This is a genomic window from Microcoleus sp. LAD1_D3 (assembly GCF_036702135.1).
Classification (GTDB): domain Bacteria; phylum Cyanobacteriota; class Cyanobacteriia; order Cyanobacteriales; family Microcoleaceae; genus Microcoleus.
Genome location: NZ_JAUBSB010000014.1, coordinates 89,588 through 105,860 on the forward strand (window position 1 = coordinate 89,588; position 16,273 = coordinate 105,860).

Annotated in this window: 30 protein-coding genes and 1 pseudogene; 28 read left to right on the forward strand and 3 right to left on the reverse strand. The window is 42.4% G+C overall.

Annotated elements, in window-relative coordinates; translation table 11 throughout:
- Positions 1-207: 207 nt before the first annotated feature.
- The 13 genes from QUA74_RS11030 to QUA74_RS11090 all read left to right on the forward strand — a co-directional run bounded on the left by QUA74_RS11030 (position 208) and on the right by QUA74_RS11090 (position 7,014).
- The gene (locus tag QUA74_RS11030) at positions 208-420 is read left to right on the forward strand and encodes a hypothetical protein (RefSeq protein ID WP_333328115.1); all 213 of its coding nucleotides are present in this window, start codon (positions 208-210) and stop codon (positions 418-420) included.
- Between the two features lie 48 nt (positions 421-468).
- A complete protein-coding gene (locus QUA74_RS11035) occupies positions 469-849 on the forward strand; it encodes a hypothetical protein (protein ID WP_333328118.1) in 381 nt (126 codons plus the stop codon).
- Between the two features lie 46 nt (positions 850-895).
- Positions 896-1,246 (forward strand): hypothetical protein, encoded by a 351-nt coding sequence (locus QUA74_RS11040; RefSeq protein WP_333328121.1) that lies wholly within the window; start codon positions 896-898, stop codon positions 1,244-1,246.
- A 78-nt stretch (positions 1,247-1,324) separates the two neighbouring features.
- Positions 1,325-1,942: a hypothetical protein gene (locus tag QUA74_RS11045; RefSeq protein WP_333328124.1), complete on the forward strand. Its 618-nt coding sequence runs from the start codon at positions 1,325-1,327 to the stop codon at positions 1,940-1,942.
- A gap of 110 nt (positions 1,943-2,052) precedes the next feature.
- A complete protein-coding gene (locus QUA74_RS11050; protein ID WP_333328126.1) occupies positions 2,053-2,802 on the forward strand; it encodes a hypothetical protein in 750 nt (249 codons plus the stop codon).
- A 4-nt stretch (positions 2,803-2,806) separates the two neighbouring features.
- A complete protein-coding gene (locus tag QUA74_RS11055) occupies positions 2,807-3,439 on the forward strand; it encodes a hypothetical protein (protein WP_333328129.1) in 633 nt (210 codons plus the stop codon).
- Between the two features lie 201 nt (positions 3,440-3,640).
- On the forward strand, positions 3,641-4,027 hold the full coding sequence (locus QUA74_RS11060; RefSeq protein WP_333328133.1) for a DUF1822 family protein: 387 nt from the start codon (positions 3,641-3,643) through the stop codon (positions 4,025-4,027).
- An 86-nt stretch (positions 4,028-4,113) separates the two neighbouring features.
- On the forward strand, positions 4,114-4,641 hold the full coding sequence (locus QUA74_RS11065) for a hypothetical protein (RefSeq protein ID WP_333328136.1): 528 nt from the start codon (positions 4,114-4,116) through the stop codon (positions 4,639-4,641).
- A 57-nt stretch (positions 4,642-4,698) separates the two neighbouring features.
- Complete coding sequence (locus QUA74_RS11070; protein WP_333328138.1) at positions 4,699-4,914, forward strand: hypothetical protein; 216 nt, start codon at positions 4,699-4,701, stop codon at positions 4,912-4,914.
- 96 nt (positions 4,915-5,010) lie between these two features.
- Positions 5,011-5,355 carry a hypothetical protein gene (locus QUA74_RS11075; protein ID WP_333328141.1) on the forward strand — a complete coding sequence of 115 codons (345 nt, stop codon included), beginning with the start codon at positions 5,011-5,013 and terminating at the stop codon, positions 5,353-5,355.
- 41 nt (positions 5,356-5,396) lie between these two features.
- Complete coding sequence (locus QUA74_RS11080; protein ID WP_333328144.1) at positions 5,397-5,693, forward strand: hypothetical protein; 297 nt, start codon at positions 5,397-5,399, stop codon at positions 5,691-5,693.
- A gap of 103 nt (positions 5,694-5,796) precedes the next feature.
- Positions 5,797-6,279 (forward strand): hypothetical protein, encoded by a 483-nt coding sequence (locus QUA74_RS11085; RefSeq protein ID WP_333328146.1) that lies wholly within the window; start codon positions 5,797-5,799, stop codon positions 6,277-6,279.
- A gap of 6 nt (positions 6,280-6,285) precedes the next feature.
- The gene (locus tag QUA74_RS11090; RefSeq protein ID WP_333328149.1) at positions 6,286-7,014 is read left to right on the forward strand and encodes an AAA family ATPase; all 729 of its coding nucleotides are present in this window, start codon (positions 6,286-6,288) and stop codon (positions 7,012-7,014) included.
- A 97-nt stretch (positions 7,015-7,111) separates the two neighbouring features.
- Here QUA74_RS11090 and QUA74_RS11095 read toward each other — a convergent pair whose 3' ends face one another.
- The gene (locus tag QUA74_RS11095) at positions 7,112-7,609 is read right to left on the reverse strand and encodes a hypothetical protein (protein ID WP_333328152.1); all 498 of its coding nucleotides are present in this window, start codon (positions 7,607-7,609) and stop codon (positions 7,112-7,114) included.
- Between the two features lie 349 nt (positions 7,610-7,958).
- Here QUA74_RS11095 and QUA74_RS11100 point away from each other — a divergent pair, with 349 nt between their 5' ends.
- The 15 genes and pseudogenes from QUA74_RS11100 to QUA74_RS11160 all read left to right on the forward strand — a co-directional run bounded on the left by QUA74_RS11100 (position 7,959) and on the right by QUA74_RS11160 (position 15,489).
- Entirely contained in the window at positions 7,959-8,336 is a 378-nt protein-coding gene (locus QUA74_RS11100) for a hypothetical protein (RefSeq protein WP_333328154.1), read from the forward strand.
- A gap of 115 nt (positions 8,337-8,451) precedes the next feature.
- Positions 8,452-8,775: a hypothetical protein gene (locus QUA74_RS11105; protein WP_333328157.1), complete on the forward strand. Its 324-nt coding sequence runs from the start codon at positions 8,452-8,454 to the stop codon at positions 8,773-8,775.
- Positions 8,776-8,810: 35 nt separating this feature from the next.
- Entirely contained in the window at positions 8,811-9,146 is a 336-nt protein-coding gene (locus tag QUA74_RS11110) for a hypothetical protein (protein ID WP_333328160.1), read from the forward strand.
- Positions 9,136-9,225 (forward strand): annotated as a pseudogene (locus QUA74_RS29855) (hypothetical protein); the annotation flags it as partial. The gene QUA74_RS11110 and the pseudogene QUA74_RS29855, both read left to right, overlap by 11 nt.
- A gap of 335 nt (positions 9,226-9,560) precedes the next feature.
- Positions 9,561-10,178, forward strand: coding sequence for a hypothetical protein (locus tag QUA74_RS11115; protein ID WP_333328163.1), 618 nt, complete (start codon positions 9,561-9,563; stop codon positions 10,176-10,178).
- A 272-nt stretch (positions 10,179-10,450) separates the two neighbouring features.
- Positions 10,451-10,675 carry a hypothetical protein gene (locus QUA74_RS11120; protein ID WP_333328166.1) on the forward strand — a complete coding sequence of 75 codons (225 nt, stop codon included), beginning with the start codon at positions 10,451-10,453 and terminating at the stop codon, positions 10,673-10,675.
- Between the two features lie 17 nt (positions 10,676-10,692).
- Positions 10,693-11,082 (forward strand): hypothetical protein, encoded by a 390-nt coding sequence (locus tag QUA74_RS11125; protein WP_333328169.1) that lies wholly within the window; start codon positions 10,693-10,695, stop codon positions 11,080-11,082.
- Between the two features lie 327 nt (positions 11,083-11,409).
- Complete coding sequence (locus QUA74_RS11130) at positions 11,410-12,717, forward strand: NF041680 family putative transposase (RefSeq protein WP_333328172.1); 1,308 nt, start codon at positions 11,410-11,412, stop codon at positions 12,715-12,717.
- A gap of 126 nt (positions 12,718-12,843) precedes the next feature.
- Positions 12,844-12,987, forward strand: coding sequence for a hypothetical protein (locus QUA74_RS11135; RefSeq protein WP_333328175.1), 144 nt, complete (start codon positions 12,844-12,846; stop codon positions 12,985-12,987).
- 54 nt (positions 12,988-13,041) lie between these two features.
- Positions 13,042-13,290, forward strand: coding sequence for a hypothetical protein (locus QUA74_RS11140; protein ID WP_333328179.1), 249 nt, complete (start codon positions 13,042-13,044; stop codon positions 13,288-13,290).
- 37 nt (positions 13,291-13,327) lie between these two features.
- Positions 13,328-13,696: a DUF7694 domain-containing protein gene (locus tag QUA74_RS29860; protein ID WP_445302139.1), complete on the forward strand. Its 369-nt coding sequence runs from the start codon at positions 13,328-13,330 to the stop codon at positions 13,694-13,696.
- Entirely contained in the window at positions 13,696-14,013 is a 318-nt protein-coding gene (locus tag QUA74_RS11145; protein WP_333328183.1) for a hypothetical protein, read from the forward strand. Before QUA74_RS29860 ends, QUA74_RS11145 begins: the two co-directional genes overlap by 1 nt.
- 81 nt (positions 14,014-14,094) lie before the next feature.
- Positions 14,095-14,343, forward strand: a complete 249-nt coding sequence (locus QUA74_RS11150) for a hypothetical protein (RefSeq protein WP_333328186.1) — start codon at positions 14,095-14,097, stop codon at positions 14,341-14,343.
- Positions 14,340-14,534 carry an HNH endonuclease gene (locus QUA74_RS11155; protein ID WP_333328189.1) on the forward strand — a complete coding sequence of 65 codons (195 nt, stop codon included), beginning with the start codon at positions 14,340-14,342 and terminating at the stop codon, positions 14,532-14,534. The genes QUA74_RS11150 and QUA74_RS11155 overlap by 4 nt, the downstream gene beginning before the upstream one ends.
- 97 nt (positions 14,535-14,631) lie before the next feature.
- Complete coding sequence (locus QUA74_RS11160; protein ID WP_333328192.1) at positions 14,632-15,489, forward strand: 3'-5' exonuclease; 858 nt, start codon at positions 14,632-14,634, stop codon at positions 15,487-15,489.
- Here QUA74_RS11160 and QUA74_RS11165 read toward each other — a convergent pair.
- Positions 15,455-15,820 (reverse strand): HNH endonuclease, encoded by a 366-nt coding sequence (locus QUA74_RS11165; RefSeq protein WP_333328195.1) that lies wholly within the window; start codon positions 15,818-15,820, stop codon positions 15,455-15,457. The genes QUA74_RS11160 and QUA74_RS11165 overlap by 35 nt on opposite strands.
- Before the next feature lie 66 nt (positions 15,821-15,886).
- Positions 15,887-16,243: a hypothetical protein gene (locus tag QUA74_RS11170; RefSeq protein ID WP_333328198.1), complete on the reverse strand. Its 357-nt coding sequence runs from the start codon at positions 16,241-16,243 to the stop codon at positions 15,887-15,889.
- Positions 16,244-16,273: the final 30 nt, after the last annotated feature.

The window sequence follows — 16,273 nt, forward strand, 5'->3', positions numbered from 1 at the left end:
TGGTTAGTGGAGATCCAGGCTATGACGCAGAAAGCCGATGGTCAAAAAAGCAAGTTTATCGTTTAGCAAAGTTATCCCATACAGAATTTGCTAGACAAAAAGCTGAATTGATTCAAAATGCGATCGAATTTGCCAACAATCTGGTAATTTATTTGGTAGCACAAAACCTTATTAGCGTAATAATTGGGTCGTTCCCAGTTCTAACAAATGTCTTCATCATCTGACATCAATATTTCAGGATTTCACAAGGTAGGAGATTTTCCATCGAATCAGCATCACACGGTTGTTACTGCCATCAACAAAATCCCTCATCAACTAGAGTTTTACGTTTATCAAGGCAAATTTAGCCTCTATGTTCCCCCTGAGGATCTTGAGGCAGCCAAAGTTTTGTGTGAACCAATCCCTAAAACTTCGGGTTAACTTTATAAATTAATAGCGCAATAACTGGGTCGCTCCCAGTTTTCTCTCATGCCTTACTACATTTTGGTTACGAACGAACAAGAGATAGATGTCTACACCACTCGCGAAATGTTGACAACAGAAGAAATTCAAGATTTGGTTGGCATTGAAGGAGAGCCAGCCACTTTTGAGGTGCTAGATTCTTCTAATTTTTCTGACCCCAAGATTGTCATAATTTGTGATGATGACGTGGAACCGAAAGCGCTGAAACCGACTTGTGTAACTAAAAAGGGAGACGTGATTTTTGGTCAGGTAGTTATTCTTGGAACTAATAACTCACTCTTAGATTTGTGCTTGCTAAATCTTGAACAAGTAAAAATGGTGAAAAAAGAACTCAGATTGCACCAAAAACCACCCAAGCCAGAACACGATTTTAGTGCTTCGCTGTGAGATATTGATTGATTTTCTGTAATTGCCACCGTTAACGGGAGCCAGCATGACACGATTTTACGTTTTAATTAACTCAACAGGAATTGAAGAAGTAGCAGCAACCGAACTGCCACAAATCCCCGAACTTCAAAAGCTTGTAGGAATTCCAGGGGAAGAAGCGTTCTTTGAGGCGGTGTACCACTGTTATTCTGACCTGTCACTCGCGGTTTTGTGTGATGACGAATTCTTGCTAAAGGCTCATCAGCCAACTATGCTTACTCCAAAGCGCGTGATTCTTCAGGGACAAGTTCTCGTTGTGGCGAGCGATCCGCAAATTGCAGATTTCTGTCTGTTAACTCAGAAGCAGGTAGAGCTTGTGAAACGAGAAACCAAACTCTATCAAGCAAATTTACGTTAGCTCTAACAAAATCATGCCCCTCATTCTGGGGCGTGATGGCAACTTTCTTAGCATCTATCAAAGGAACAACACAAAAAAATGGATAAGAATCTTTACCAAAGAATTATTCAATATGCCAGGGTAATTGCTGGGGGGGATGAATTACCGTGGTCAGGTTTGTACACTGCTCGAAGTGTCTATAATCTGCTTAAAACTTCAGAGCCACTTTACCCAGAAGACATAGGGACTCAATTGGGAGATTTGTCAGGAGAATACGTTAATCAAATTATTTTGGCTTTGCAGAATGGTGGAATTGAAATCAAGTCAGTCCCGACAGAAACCATCAACGGTAGACCCAGAGTAAAATATACGATCGACACGTCTATGCTCTATTACGTTGTAGTTTCAGAACAAGGTTTAGACATTCGATTCTCCAAAAACCAACTTTTACCTAATATTCGTGAGCTTTTGGATTTGAACATAGAAGTCCAAGACCAAGCCTTCTTAGAAATCACAGAACATCAGTTTATTGACAAGAGTTTGGTGATTTTAAGTAATGCTGGTGCGGAGGGTGAAGTAAACTTTGTCGCTAAAAACGGACAAGAATTGCGAGGTTTACTTGTGATTCTTGGGATTGACACGAATGAAAAGTTTTTCTTGATAAGTGCAACCCAAGTTAAATCCATAATTCCTCAACTTCTTAAAAACTATGACTGAATTATCGTAGCTTGCGGCCGCGTAGCGCATCGATAGTCAGTAATTAGCATCAATTTCAACGCATTTACGTGGGAGTTGCGCCCCACATCACATTTAATCAGGTAATAGCAATGGTAGATGCCACATACCCCACGGAATATGACGCGGTACTCGGCAGTCAAGTCTTAGTTCCCGAAGGCGCTGCGGTGCTCGGAGGTTTATTCGGTGTCAGGAGCCGTTTGGCATCACCTCATCTAGCATCGCAAATTGGTGCCATGTCTGAAGCTTGCAAATATGGTGAGCCTGGTTTTGATTTGATGATTCAGTTTTTGAAAGATAAATCGATCGACCCAACAGTAAAAAGTGCGGGAAAAATTTGCGTTTATTCAATGTTAAATGATACTTTAGTGACTGATGATTTGGGCTGGTATCTTATTGGACATCGACAGCTCTACCCTGAAAGCAAAATAGATACTTTGCGATTAGCTTGTGAAAAGCTTCTTGCTTACATACACACGTTGTACGGGAAAAAGAAATGGTATTTGACGGGAGGCTACAGTTATATTACTTTTTCTCAAGTTCAAGATTGGGAATGGGCTAAAGGCAACAGAAAAACTTTGAGTGATTTAATCAACCACTTAGTACAAATTCTTTCAGCCGAAAAGCTAAGAAGAGTAATAATTTTGAATTTTGTTTACTACTGCCAAACATATTATGATATTGGCGTAGCCTATCAGAAGGAAGTACCTAGAAATAAGTTTCCTGACAATATTGAACCGAGATTGTTAAGGCAAGGTATTTATCACAGTTTACTTCCTTGGTTTGAAGAATCTTTTTCCTCGTTGGTTTCAGCATCATTTGAAGACTTAATCCTTGATTAAAATTATGTCAACACAACAAGAATCCACCGAATATGATGCGATACTCAGAAACCGTTTAAATTCGTCAAACATGGAAATACAGATTGCTGGAATATCTGAAGCTCTCAAATATGGCGAGGCTGGTTTCGATTTGATAGTTGAGCTGCTTCAGGATGAATCGATCGACCCAACGGTGATATCTGTTGCTAACATTTGCATCAGCAAGGTTTTGAGGGAAACTGTCATAACCAAAGACCTGGGCTGGTATTTATACGGTAATTCCCAGTCAAATGACCCAAATGATACACTGCTGATTGCCTGCAACCAGCTCCTCGATCGAATTAAAAACACCTACAATCACGAATGGTTCTTCGGAGGCGATTCGCAAAGTATTTGGTTTTCGCCGGGGAATTGGAATGAAATAGATAAGAACGATACCAAATATCTCCCGTTAAATCCTTTGTTTGAAATTTTGTCGGCTGAGAAACTTAGACGACAAATTATTCTAGAGTTTGGACAAGATTTCAACTATGCTTCTGATAGTTATGCTGAAGAAGTAAATCGTAGAAATATCCCGCAACCCTTGAAAGACCGAATTCTAAATCAAGGGCTTCACCGGAGTCTACTTCCCATTTTTGAAGAGCTTTTAGGTGTTTAATTAGCCATCGATAGCCCATTTGATCGCCCGTTTCGCCCTTTTCCCCCAGCAGCAACAGCGGGAGTAATACCCCGCTATGCTTCGCTTTTATGGTGTGACTTAGTTGAGAAAGCACACATAATGGAAGATTATTTGACTGACTGGACGATCGATCAGAAAACCTACAATTTAGCTTTAGCTTTTGCTTCAGAATAAGCCGATTTGGAAAAAAGTCAACGAGTTTTCTACAATACGCTAACAGTGTGGGCGGTCAATCATCTCTTGGGATGGATGGAACTTGAAACCATTTTAGACAAAAATGAGAGTGGGAATCAGGTACTTCAAGGAATTTTAGATGTTGCTGATTTGATGCTGCCAGGAATCGGAAAGATTGAATGCTGTAAAATTTCTGAAGAAGAAACAGCTATTTCTCTATCAGTTCGAGACGATCGCATTGCCTATATCTTTGTCCAATTACCTGACCCATTAGATAAAGTCAAACTTTTGGGCTTTCTCCCGGCTGCCGACCTCCACGGTGATACTGTAGAAATTTCCGTTGCCGACCTTCAGCCATTTGATAACTTATCGGACTATTTGGAACGCATTTAATTAGGAACGGTGTAATTTTTTGCAATTGGGAAAGTAGTTAAATGCTGGCTGCTTTCCAGCTACTCCAAACAGCACCCTTGAATAATATGAAAACTCAACTTGACGAAGTAGCGATCGGACAAGTGGCATCAGTTCTTTGTGTGGCAAGTACAATGTACAGCTCTGCACTTCGTAATTATAAGCATTTTCCGGTACTGCCCATTCTCCCCTATCCTCCCCACTCAGACTCAAAAATCATTGGTTTTGATGACCCACACTTGCACTATGACTACCGTTTCTGGTGGAAAGGATTGGCTGAAGAGGTTTTCAATGATTTGATCTATGAAAATCCTTCTGACTGGCCATCTCGCATCCAACGGGCGGAGGACGTGATGGGTGAACCGTTCCTGAAAAAAATGGTTTGCGTTCGAGAGATGCCGTTCCTGGCTCCCTCATACAGTTTCATCCCTGCTTTGGAGGAAGCTTACAAAGACCACACCCTGGTCAACGACATTTGCCCGCACCAGGGCTACAAAACTTTTCCAAGCCTCTTAGACCCTGACGGATGCCAGAGGGTATGTCCCGGACATGGACTTGGGTTTCGAGATGGCAAAGTCTGCAAACGCAGTGAGTAAATTATTACGATCACATTCTGAGCAGGATGCGATCACCCACACCTACAGGAGCACCCCATGAAACTCAAAGATGTTATTGCCAATCTGTCGGCTGCCGACCGCCAAAGTCGGAAAGGAGTTTTCTACGACCCCCGGACTTTCGTAGCAGACTATGGAGAAACTGATGCTGTCGTTGCAGAACACGACCAAGAGCCAATCGGTTATCTGCTGTTTTGCGATTGCTCTAGACTTGGAGATGGCAGTGTAGCCGACCAAATCGAGCGACACTCCTAATTCGTTACTGGCACTGTCACTTCAGCATCGGCAGTGCCCAGTGACGCGAGTAAAAGTTTGATTTACCACCGTTTTTTACCGACCAGGAAAAGGAAAATGCCTAAAACTCATGTAATCGTGCCACTTTTTCATACCAACAACGAAGGCTGGTATGAAGCGAAAAAGTCGATAGTTGCTGGTTCTTCTGTGTTGCTGAGTGAGGTTAAAAAGTGTGCACCAGCCTACCTCCATGTCTGTGAGTTTGAAGACGGTACACCAGCCGAAGAAATTAAAGCCCTCATGTCGGAAGGCATGAAAGAATGCCACCAAACGGCTCAAGAAGAAATGGTGAACTTGTTTGGTGATGATTGGCGCAACAGAGCCTTTTACAGTTTCGGTGAACTTGAATATACTTCAGAAGCGGTTTTTACACCCCAAGAAGAAGCCTATCTCAATTCATAGACTGCTTCGCTCGTCAACAACTCTTCACTCAAGTAATCAACATGACAGATTATATTCTTGGCTCTGATGGTCAAAAAATTACTGTACGGAACCCTTTCAACCCAGGGGGAATTGAAGCAACTTTACGACGCTGGTATGAGGCTTATAAAGCGGGAGAAATCTCGCAAGATGATGCAGAACATAGCATACGATTCGATGGAGTGATGGTCTGGCGTAAATGGGATAACTTTCCTGACAATGAAGCTACTCGACACATTGGCACTATTAGCGATTTGGCATCAATTTTTGGTGAGGAAGCTCATCTAACTTTAGAAGAGTTTTTGTATAACCATTTCTAAAAACCGATTATAATAGAGACGGGCGTTATTCCCGTTTCTATTTGTTCGACCAGTCGATCGAAATTGTAATAAACTTTAATCGTGAAAATAAAAGGTAAAGACAATGGTGGATTTAACAGGTTTAACCAACTTATTGGATGAGCCTTCATGGACAGCAATAGAATGTTTTAGTATTTTAGATTTCTGGACAGGTCTAGTAAACTCTCAAGATATATACAAATTAATATGTGATGACGAATTATTACCGTGTGAAGACCCAACAGAAATGGTACATCTAGAGTTAAAACTTAAAATAGATATTGTATTACAACAATTAATAAATAGGTTTGTTTCTGTCTGTCCTCATGCAACTAAATCGGAACATTTGAGACAGCCTCCCGCTTTTGTGATATTACCCGCAGGAAACTCTACTGCAATTGCTGGCATCGTTTTTAAAGCTGATGCGAAGGGGGCAACCTATATTTGTTTTCCTAGTCGCTATCTAAATTTTTGGAAGTTGTGGTTTGAAATACAAAACGAAAAAATTAGTGATATATTAAATCCAATAAATAGAGTTGATATTGTCCATCGCTCATTTCCCTCTTAAGACGGAATGCCAACTAATAATTTTTTGTCTAAATACTTACCGCCCAACACAATAACCATGTTGTTTGGGAACTCTAAAGTTGGTAAAAGCAAGTTAGCGATCGACTTAGCGTTCTGTGTAGCTACAGGAAACTCTTGCTTTTTAGAACAAAAAACTAAACAAGGGAAAGTGCTAATTATATCCAGCGACTCTCCTCAGTCACTCAGACATAGCTTAACTCGCCGAGGATTCTCTACGGAAAATGCTGAAAATATCCGTGTTATTCTGCGTTGGAGCATCGACCAAATAGAAATGCTAGCGACTCACTTAGAAGATTTTCAACCCGACTTATTAATTATTGACTGTTTTAGCGCCTCCATTCATCTAAGTGAAGCTAGTTGCTTAAAACTGAGGAAGTTAGCGAGTGATTACCAAACCTCTTTTTTGTTCGTAAGTCACCTAGGAAGAGAAGAACCTACAAGAGATTTTATACCTCACTTAGGGTGGAAAAATAATATAAATGAAATGATTAAATTAAGTTCAAGTTGTAACACTTGTTGGTGGGAGCTTTTTTCCTCGGCACAAAATTCAAAAAAACGAATTTTTTCGCTCGGTGGGGGAGGTATTAAATACAAAAAACTGAACCTCAAATTTAACCCTGAAGATTATTCGTTTAGTTTAATCAAAAAAGTTGGAAAGACCAAGAGCATAGAAGAGTTTAGGCAACTTTTTGAGACACTGTATAAACAAGACTAATTTTGGCTCTCGTTAAGTTGCCCGCTGCTTACGGGGCTTAGCGTATCGGCATTTTGGTAACAAATACAAAAAAGCCCCGGAACTGATGAAGATAGTTTCAAGAGCGTCCTATGGTAACTCCTGGCGATCGCTCCTGATTCATCAAATCCTGTACTTCGTGAGTTAGTCTTTGGGCTTCCTCAGCGCTCAGGGAATCTTTATCATGATCATTCAGGTAATCAGCGAAGAATCCTGCAATTACATAACTTTGCCAGACAAACATTTCGTTTTGGGTTCCGGCAATGGGACGGTCAAAGCTTTCGCCTACATGAAATACCGAGTTATCTTCGGGATTTCCATAGAATTTAGGTGATTCTTCTCTGATCCCACTGCTAAAAACTCTGTAGCGTTTCCTAACTACCGATGTTAAATGGGTAATTGTCACCCCTGGCGGTGGATTATTCTTATCTCGGTAGTTGCCTTGGTTCATCCAGGCATAGAAAGCATCTATGTTCCCTGATACTTGATATCGATCGCCTTGCTCACTATGATTCCCGTACTCAGACAGTAGCATTTCCTTGAATAACTCAAAAACTTTTTCATCTGATTGGTTCATTGAAAAAGAGCATTTTTTCAAGAGTTTATTACAGTCTGTCAGAACTTGGAAAGCATCTGTTACTTTTGTATGCACAGACAACGGTGTGCTGCTTACTACATTACAGTTCTTTCTCCTGATTCCTAAGTAAACTGTATGTCGATCACTTATTACTGCTGGAGCAAGATAGCATCCAATAATTAAACTTTCAGGCTCAGGTTTACCAAATCCTACTGCTTTTTGTCGTCTCCGTTTTGCTTCACCCATATTTCCTCACTTTTAAACTCAATATTATTCTATTTTAACGCTATTCTTTACTTAGCGAACATTATTAGCTTCGCCCTAAAGTAGTGATTTAGCGGATAGTATTATGCACAACCCAGATTTTTCAATACCTCAAGAAGTCGAAAAGCAACTTAGAATATGTCTTGTAATTGAAGAAGCTTCATGGATTAACCCTGAAGGTGAACTCGTACCTTGTGAGGTCAATCATGAAGTCGTTGCCCCCCATTTTTTCCCCGGTAACGCAGCCAAATTGGTTTGTTTTTATCAACAAAAATATGTGACGATCGGAAAAACACCAATCAAACTCTTTCTAAACAAGGATAGTGCTTGGGAAAGTGCTTGTCTTGATGCTGTTTCTGAATTAGGTTTATCAAATACTCCGATTATTTCTAAGTCGATCGTTACTCAGGTTATCAATAAAGCTACACTCTTGAGTCAGTCTTTAAATTGGTGGTTGATATAATAACGGTTTCTTGTTTCTCGTTTCTAGCAATGTTTCTGGTAACGTTTCTTGTAATGTTTCTAGCAAATACTAAGATTTTGCTTCGCTTGTGAGGGTTTGAGATGGAGGTAAAATAATGCTAGAGTTCGACATAGAAAATGGTACTTGGACAGGTAAAGATGGCAAATTGGTAAAATACACAAAAGAAACTCGCCAGCTTAGTAGTCACGATGATTGGAGCGAGTATCATTTGCAAATTACCAGATGGCCAAAAACTACATCAATTGAGATTGTAGTGATGAGTGGCGATCAAGGATATGACTCTGAGAGCCGATGGTCACGTTCCGAAGTACATCGGCTAACCAAACTGCCTCATGCAGAATTTGAGGCACAAAGAGATCAACTAATTGAGAAAATCCTCAAATTAGCAAATGAACAATTTGGGCATCTAACACTTTAAAAGCGCATATCTGGGTCGCTCCCAGAACTCTTATCATGTACGACCAAAGCAAGATAACGTTAGGCAAAACCATTAAAACTGCTCGACAACAGCATGGTTTTAGCCAGAAAGACTTGTGTAAATTGCTGATTTTACCGTCAGACAGTTTTCAGACGATCGACCGCTGCCTGCTAGCAAAAATCGAAAACAACCGAGTTAATGTGCGATCGAATGAGTATGACTGGCTGATACCCAGAATTGCTGCAATATTTGCTCTTGATGTTGTTTGGCTTGAAGCAATCCGTCAACAAACCGAAGTTGAGCCTCTGGACTTAGAAAAGGCCGTAGCAGTATTTCCCATTTACTTCAATCGCAAAACCTATGACCTATAAAAGAGTGTATCTGCATCGGGTGGTGGCCGAACACAGCATCAATCGTAAGCTCAGACCCGGTGAAGTTGTTCATCACCTGGACGAGAACAAATCTAACAACTCGCCAGAAAATCTGGTAATTTGTTCCAGTGCTTCAGTTCACAGACGCCCTGAATGTCCGCTCTCTGCGACAAAAACTTGAAGCCGATCGAACTCTGATTCAAGTTGAGGATTTGTGGTTATAAAAGTTAGAAATACTTACACATCACCCTTTGGCTACCCTTCGGCTACGCGGTTCCTGAGCCCTTCGACTACGCTCAGGATAAACTACGTCGAAGGGTAGTGCAAGGCTCAGGGCATCACCTCCGCGTCGGAATGTGTAAGTCTGCCGATTTTCGGCAAAATTCAAGTTCAATCTACTTTGACCTTTCACCTATGAAAATATTTTTCCTTGACCTAGACGGTACACTCCGCCAAACGAAAAGCGGAGAAACATTCATTAACCGACCAGATGATCAACAAGCCATTCCCGGAGCTTTAGCAGCAACCGAATATTTGAGTTCGATCGGATTCATTCTCATTGGCATCACCAATCAAGGTGGATGTGCTGCAATTGACCCTGCTACCAACAAACCACGGAAAAGTTTAGAGGATGCGATCGAGGAACAGAAGATTACCCTAGAGCTTTTTCCCAAGTTGTCGGAGATTTATTTTTGTCCAAGCTGGGGTGAAAACTGTTTTCAAGTTTCTCGCTCTGGTGAAATCAATTCTTTTCAGGCGCCGATCGGTAACAGCGGTGGCTCAATCTCATGTCGGAAACCAGGACACGGAATGCTGTTACAGGCTGTTGCTGGCATTCATTCTGATGCTGACCCGGTTGACTGGGGGGATTCATGGATGAGTGGCGATCGCAACGAAGATGAAGTCTGTGCAGCATCAGGGATTGTCAATTTTATTTGGGCAAATCTCATGCTCAAACGGTTTGGCGGGGCTGATTGCCAAGAAACCCCCAACGAAATAGTTAAAAAGTTTGATCGACTGATTCAACACTAATTCAAGAGCGTTTGGCCGGATCGCTCCCGGCTTTATTTCCCTGAGAATGCAAAAATTTTTACTTACAAGTCTAACTGCCATCACTTTGACTGCTACTGCTACTATCTATTTGCTATAGATAGAGACACAGAAAGAAACCCAAGAAATTGAGAAATATTTTGGTGAATATCAGGAAGCTTATCAGATCGGCATTCAACTCGAAGAATTTGAAGGCAACCGTCACAAGTCAGAGTAATGCTTCGCTTTGAGGTAGTGTTGCTTTTCTCAATGCTATGAACTTAAAAGAATTAGTTCGGTTTCTGAAATATGAAGCCGACCTCCCTAACTTTTTTCAGACTTCTGCCAATTACTACCAGCAAAATCAAACACTACCTTCACAAACTGAAAGTCAGAAAATCAAGGTAGCTTTAGCCGTCAGCGATCAAAAAGAAGGTCAGCAGCCAAAGAGTAATGATCCACTCTATCAGCAAGCCTATCAAATCGCTCAGTCTATTTAGTTGGAGCTAATAAGTAGATGGAAGGCATTAATATCTGGTCTGGCTCTGATATTGGGATTGGTGCAGCTTTGACCAATCCCACAGAGCTAGCTTTCCGAAAGGGCAACATCAAAAATCGCTACCCGGTAACATTCAGAGGCGTGAATTTCCGTGATGCTGAATCTGCCTATCAAGAGTACAAAAGTCGTGATATGCAGGAAGCGATCGAGATTATGACAGAAATCATTGTGTGCAAATTACAGCAACATCCACGACTCTTTGAAGAAATTACTAAACGAGGCGGTGTTGAATGGCTTAAGCGATGCCGTCACATTGTTGGAATCAGAAATAGTCGCTGGGAAGGCTACGGATTGGAAAGCAATTTCATCCTGTGCTTGATATTTGCCTATCAACTGTGCAGTGAATAGCGTGATTGCCGGGTCGCTCCCGGTCTTAAATTATGTCTAAGCCTAAGTCTGAAATCAAGTTTGCGATTCTTAAAGCGAGTTATTGGGTTGTTGGAGTTTAGACTAAGCAGGTTAAAAAGTGTGATCGCTGTGAGAGTAGGGAACAGTTCTCAAGAACGGCGGTAGCTGGCGACCAGCTATCAGACTCAACCATAAGATAGATACCAGCGAGCGTTGACGTTCTCCGAGACTTGCAACAAGAGAAAAAAACTGTCTGCGATAGTTTCAACAGACAGCATCAGGGTAGAAGATTGAGAATTCAGCTAAAAAATCTCAAATCTACCTGCAATGAAGTTTGAACAATTACGGGAATTTCGTCAACTTGCTTATGAATGTCTCGGCAATGCCAAAGACGCCACCTTTGAACTAGCAGACGCGATAATGACGACTCGCCACGTCTCATGTTTAGGAGATTTAGCCCTCAATCCCTTATTTCGGCGTGAGTGGTCAAGCGTCTACGAAGCACTACAAGACTGTAGACCAGACCGAGAACAATTGATGCAACTATACATCCAGCAGATGTCAGAGGTAGAACGTCCAGTATTAGCCATCGATCATACGGCATGGTTAAGACCCCATGCACCTACCCTCAAAGAGCGGATCTATGAACATCAACCCACAGCCACACCTCATGGCATACCTGTTGGTATCGGTCAAGGCTATAGTACGATTGCCTGGATACCTTCGACCAGTGGCAGTTGGGCACTCCCCTTAAGACACGAACGTATTACCAGTTGGGAAAACCCGATTGCTAAAGGCGCTGAACAATTAGCACAAGTGTGTCAAGATCTTCAGCATCGACCTCTAGCCCTATTTGATAGTGAGTATGGATGTGCCCCTCTGGTAAAAGCCACCGCAGCAATCGCCGCCGATAAGCTAATGCGTCTTCGTTCTAATCGTTGCTTGTGGTCAGCACCTTCATCCTATAGTGGTAGAGGCAGACCAAAAATTCATGGAAACCAGTTTAAGCTTAACGACTCCTCAAGCTGGTGGGAACCAGAACAAACCCTGGAATCCCTTGAGCCGAAACTCGGACGAATCAGGTTGAGAACATGGGATAACTTACATTTTCGAGGTAGTCCCAAACATCCGATGACTTTGATTTTAGTAGAACGCTTAGACACTTTCACGGGTCAATTAAAAACTCAACCTTTGTGGTTAGTTTGGGTTGGTGTTCAAATGCCACCTCTTACAGAAATTTGGCAACTATATCTACGTCGTTTTGCCATCGAACACTGGTATCGTTTAGCGAAACAAACCTTGCATTGGACAATTCCGAAGCTAAGCACTCCAGAACAATGTGCACGATGGAGTGATTTAATGCCATTGCTAACTTGGCAATTATGGTTAGCTCAAGATTTAGTCAGGGAAATTCGTCTACCCTGGCAAAAGCCTCTCCCTGAATTGACACCTGGAAGGGTTGCACAATCAATGCTTCCACTTTTAATTAGGATTGGGAGTCCGGCTGTTGCTCCCAAACTCCGAGGAAAATCGGCTGGATGGTCACCCGGTAAACTTCGCGCTCAAAGATGTCGCTATCCCGTGGTCAAAAAGGGTAAAGGTCGGTTCCAAAAATCTCCCAAATTCGTAATTTAACCTGGAAAACTCTTTCTAAATTCACTAGAATTTCACTCAGCGTTAGCTGAGTCAATTTGTGCTTAGTCTAAACTCCAATGGGTTGGCAGTGCTACTGAATATGGCTGCGTTTACTGGTTACTCGAAATGAAAGGGATGTGGAGTCAAGAATTTGAAGCAGCCCATTTCTTTGATACTCGATCGGAAGCTCAACAACGATTAGTTCAAGAGAACCAAGATTCTGAGCATCCTCATTGTTCCATTATTGAGGTTGAACTTTACCGTGATTAAGTTTGAATGCTTCGCTTTGAGTTGATGAGTTTAATCAATTAAGGAATAAGATTCATGGCAATGCAAGTCGAACAAATCATGTCAATCATTGCTGGTGCTGAAGAAACACTGCGACTGTTACTAAATCAGCCCGAGTACCACACGCTCGCCAGCCGTGAGAATTTTGTCACACAAAACGAATTAGGTTTGGCAGATGCTATTCAGGCACTCAGTGAAGTTTATCAAGCGATTCAAGTATCTGAATGCGATTCAGTCAATGCTGTCGTTAGTTCTGAACTACCACCGAGCGGAATTTCTCACTAATTAATCAGCGCATAGCCGGGTCGCTCCCGGCAGTCTCATGAAATCTACAACTGTTGAGTGGAATCCCCCGACTGCTGAAGAATTGCCATGTAATTGGTCAGTTCAGGCGATCGGACCTGATGGCGGAGCTTATAAAAGTCGTGACGGTTTGATTGTAATAATTTCTTGTTGCATAGAAAGAGATGGTCATTGGTGGGTTCATCTCTCACTGTCTCGGAAGAAATCAGTTCCGACCTGGATAGATTTGGTCAAAGTCAAAGAGCTTTTCTTAGGTGCGGATACTGTAGCACTTCAGGTTCTGCCTCCTCGATCTGAATGGGTAAATGTTCATGAGTTCTGTCTGCATCTTTATCATTGCCTCGACCAACGACCAGTCCCTGATTTTCGTAAACTAGGAACAATTTGATGACACTCGATCCAAATGACATGAGAACCTACCCGGTTCGACAAAAGCCATGCAAAACTTGTCCGTTTAGTGGTGAAAAACCATTACCTCTATCTCCATCAGAGTTGACCGTCTACTACGAAAACTTGATGGGAAACGGGCAACACATTTGTCATAGCACCAATAACACGCAAATCTGTCGTGGCGGACGAGACATACAACTAAAATGGCTGTGTTCGATCGGTTTCTTAGATAACCCGACTGACGAAGCTTTCAACGAAGCAGTAAACTGGGCATTGAATAATAAGAAGTCAGCAACGTCAACAACCCATGACTAAATCTTAGCAATTAATTCAAGCTTTATGAACTGCAAAATGACCTTGGGCAGATTAATCAAAACTGCCTGATTGTATCAATCTATGAGTCAAATAGAACTGGCTCGTAGATTGACCGCTCACACAGGAAAAAATGGAAGTTTCTGTGAATTCAGCCGAATAGAAAATGATTGCGCTGATATTCCGTATGAACAATGGCAATTGTTAATCCCGGCTCTGGCAGCAGTTTTTGAATCTGATAAAGATTGGTTTGAGCAGATTCATGCCTCAACCCATACCCCTACTTTGGACACATCTCAAGCAATTTTCCCAATTTACCTAGAAAACTCATGAGCTACCAAGTTGTTTATTTGCACCGCGTTATCGCCGAACAGACGATCGGGCGCAAACTCCGACCCGGTGAAGTTGTCCATCATCTTGACCATGACAAAACCAATAACTCACCAGACAATCTGGTGGTTTGTTCGAGTGCATCAGTGCATTGGCAATATCACATCCGGTCACTGCATCAGAAACTTGAGTAAAAGTCAGGCGCTTAGTTACCAACAAATACTGTATTTGTAGTTGCTTTCATTTTCCTCAATGATGCGATAATAAAATGGCAGAGATAGGGAAACTGCAATGGTGGAACTCCCAAAGTACAGTTGGTGGGGCGAACCTAACGAACCGCCACCGCACCTGAAAACTAAAAAGCAACTCGGAGAACTTGGTCTATCGCCTCTGAAACCTTCAGGCATCATCGAAACGCGAAAATACGACGTGTTCCTCTACGATTCGACTAATCCTGAATCCTGCCGACCCAAAAGAAAGCCCTCTGCCAAGCAATTGGAAACCCTGGCCGCTAATCGCCTCAAAGCTAAAATCAAGCGGGATTATCGGGAATGGTATCGAGAAGTAGGTTTCATAGAACGAGATAGAGTGAGTGCTGTTCTTTGGGCAAGAGAACAATTAAGCCAGAACGATTGGGTGATTCTGGATACTGAAACTACGGGGTTAGATGATGCTGAAATTGTAGAGATAGCAATTATCGATCGCACTGAAGAAACCTTGCTCGATACCCTCATCAAACCTTCAATTCCCATCCCCGCAGAAGTAACAGATATTCACGGGATAACAGATGAAATGGTAGCCGATGCTCCTACTTTTCCCCAAGTCTATCCCCGCATTGATGCAGCTTTGAAAAAGAAACGAGTGATTATTTACAATGCTAGTTTCGATATCAAAATATTGGCTTATTGTTGCAGGCTTCACAATCTACCCGTACTGCAATTATCCAAGCGCTCCGAATGCCTCATGGAATGGGCAGCACAGTGGGGAGGAGATTGGAGCTACTATTACGAAGATTATAAGTATTTTCCCCTGCCTGGTGGAGGCCACCGAGCGTTGGAAGATTGTCTGGCGGCGCTGGATTGCCTGAAGAAGATGGCAGGGGATTCGGATCAAATTAATTGCCCCGTGCCGATTCCTCAGAAAAATTAATGATATCCCAATCAATGCCATCATCAGGGAACAGGGATAACTGCCCTGGAGATACGTTAGACTGACCGCGGTTGTGATAGGACAGGTGACACGCGGTACACAGAGCGATTAAGTTTTCAGGGCGGTTGTCCTCCGGTATCCGATTGCGATGGTGCACCGCCAAAGTTAAAGCACACCGTTCTGATTTGGTTAAGCCGCTTTGTTTACCGGGTCGGAGTTTACCGGGTCGGAGACATTGTTGATGGCACTTAGCACAACGCCACCCCGCGTTTTCTTTCACCGAGAGCGCAATCTCTTGCCAATTGTCGGGATACCTCTTTGGTTTAGGCATAGCGGTAAAAGCTCATCTTTTTAAAATAGGGCGATCACTCTGTTAAGTAAATTCAATTCAAAATTATCAGCAGTTAAGGTCAACTTCAACGCTTCCTTGATTTTCCCACAGAAATTCTGCCAATAAGCGAAAATCTTCAACGGTGGGCTCATACTCGCAAGCTATTTCCCATGCTTCGGTTAAAGTAGCCCATTGTTCGGGAGTCTCGGGTTTTTGGCGCACCAGAGTGAGGAAATTGGTTTTGATGTGGGCTTCTGATTGGTTAATCCCCGCCAGTTGTAGTTCAAATGATGGATGGCTGCTGCTGGCAAGGATGTGGGCATAGTCGGTGTCCAGCAAATTGATTTGTTCGAGCGGCGAGTCAGTCATTTCACGCTTGTCTGACTCTTGAGCGATCGCCAAATCAGAGCACACAAAGTACACAGCAGTAGAAACTCGCTTGACGATCGCACA

Coding starts and splice junctions, on each gene's coding strand:
- QUA74_RS11030 (WP_333328115.1), top strand. CDS start 208: ATGTCTTCATCATCTGACATCAATATTTCAGGATTTCACAAGGTAGGA.
- QUA74_RS11035 (WP_333328118.1), top strand. CDS start 469: ATGCCTTACTACATTTTGGTTACGAACGAACAAGAGATAGATGTCTAC.
- QUA74_RS11040 (WP_333328121.1), top strand. CDS start 896: ATGACACGATTTTACGTTTTAATTAACTCAACAGGAATTGAAGAAGTA.
- QUA74_RS11045 (WP_333328124.1), top strand. CDS start 1,325: ATGGATAAGAATCTTTACCAAAGAATTATTCAATATGCCAGGGTAATT.
- QUA74_RS11050 (WP_333328126.1), top strand. CDS start 2,053: ATGGTAGATGCCACATACCCCACGGAATATGACGCGGTACTCGGCAGT.
- QUA74_RS11055 (WP_333328129.1), top strand. CDS start 2,807: ATGTCAACACAACAAGAATCCACCGAATATGATGCGATACTCAGAAAC.
- QUA74_RS11065 (WP_333328136.1), top strand. CDS start 4,114: ATGAAAACTCAACTTGACGAAGTAGCGATCGGACAAGTGGCATCAGTT.
- QUA74_RS11070 (WP_333328138.1), top strand. CDS start 4,699: ATGAAACTCAAAGATGTTATTGCCAATCTGTCGGCTGCCGACCGCCAA.
- QUA74_RS11075 (WP_333328141.1), top strand. CDS start 5,011: ATGCCTAAAACTCATGTAATCGTGCCACTTTTTCATACCAACAACGAA.
- QUA74_RS11080 (WP_333328144.1), top strand. CDS start 5,397: ATGACAGATTATATTCTTGGCTCTGATGGTCAAAAAATTACTGTACGG.
- QUA74_RS11085 (WP_333328146.1), top strand. CDS start 5,797: ATGGTGGATTTAACAGGTTTAACCAACTTATTGGATGAGCCTTCATGG.
- QUA74_RS11090 (WP_333328149.1), top strand. CDS start 6,286: ATGCCAACTAATAATTTTTTGTCTAAATACTTACCGCCCAACACAATA.
- QUA74_RS11095 (WP_333328152.1), bottom strand. CDS start 7,609: ATGAACCAATCAGATGAAAAAGTTTTTGAGTTATTCAAGGAAATGCTA.
- QUA74_RS11100 (WP_333328154.1), top strand. CDS start 7,959: ATGCACAACCCAGATTTTTCAATACCTCAAGAAGTCGAAAAGCAACTT.
- QUA74_RS11105 (WP_333328157.1), top strand. CDS start 8,452: ATGCTAGAGTTCGACATAGAAAATGGTACTTGGACAGGTAAAGATGGC.
- QUA74_RS11110 (WP_333328160.1), top strand. CDS start 8,811: ATGTACGACCAAAGCAAGATAACGTTAGGCAAAACCATTAAAACTGCT.
- QUA74_RS11115 (WP_333328163.1), top strand. CDS start 9,561: ATGAAAATATTTTTCCTTGACCTAGACGGTACACTCCGCCAAACGAAA.
- QUA74_RS11120 (WP_333328166.1), top strand. CDS start 10,451: ATGAACTTAAAAGAATTAGTTCGGTTTCTGAAATATGAAGCCGACCTC.
- QUA74_RS11125 (WP_333328169.1), top strand. CDS start 10,693: ATGGAAGGCATTAATATCTGGTCTGGCTCTGATATTGGGATTGGTGCA.
- QUA74_RS11130 (WP_333328172.1), top strand. CDS start 11,410: ATGAAGTTTGAACAATTACGGGAATTTCGTCAACTTGCTTATGAATGT.
- QUA74_RS11135 (WP_333328175.1), top strand. CDS start 12,844: ATGAAAGGGATGTGGAGTCAAGAATTTGAAGCAGCCCATTTCTTTGAT.
- QUA74_RS11140 (WP_333328179.1), top strand. CDS start 13,042: ATGGCAATGCAAGTCGAACAAATCATGTCAATCATTGCTGGTGCTGAA.
- QUA74_RS29860 (WP_445302139.1), top strand. CDS start 13,328: ATGAAATCTACAACTGTTGAGTGGAATCCCCCGACTGCTGAAGAATTG.
- QUA74_RS11145 (WP_333328183.1), top strand. CDS start 13,696: ATGACACTCGATCCAAATGACATGAGAACCTACCCGGTTCGACAAAAG.
- QUA74_RS11150 (WP_333328186.1), top strand. CDS start 14,095: ATGAGTCAAATAGAACTGGCTCGTAGATTGACCGCTCACACAGGAAAA.
- QUA74_RS11155 (WP_333328189.1), top strand. CDS start 14,340: ATGAGCTACCAAGTTGTTTATTTGCACCGCGTTATCGCCGAACAGACG.
- QUA74_RS11160 (WP_333328192.1), top strand. CDS start 14,632: ATGGTGGAACTCCCAAAGTACAGTTGGTGGGGCGAACCTAACGAACCG.
- QUA74_RS11165 (WP_333328195.1), bottom strand. CDS start 15,820: ATGCCTAAACCAAAGAGGTATCCCGACAATTGGCAAGAGATTGCGCTC.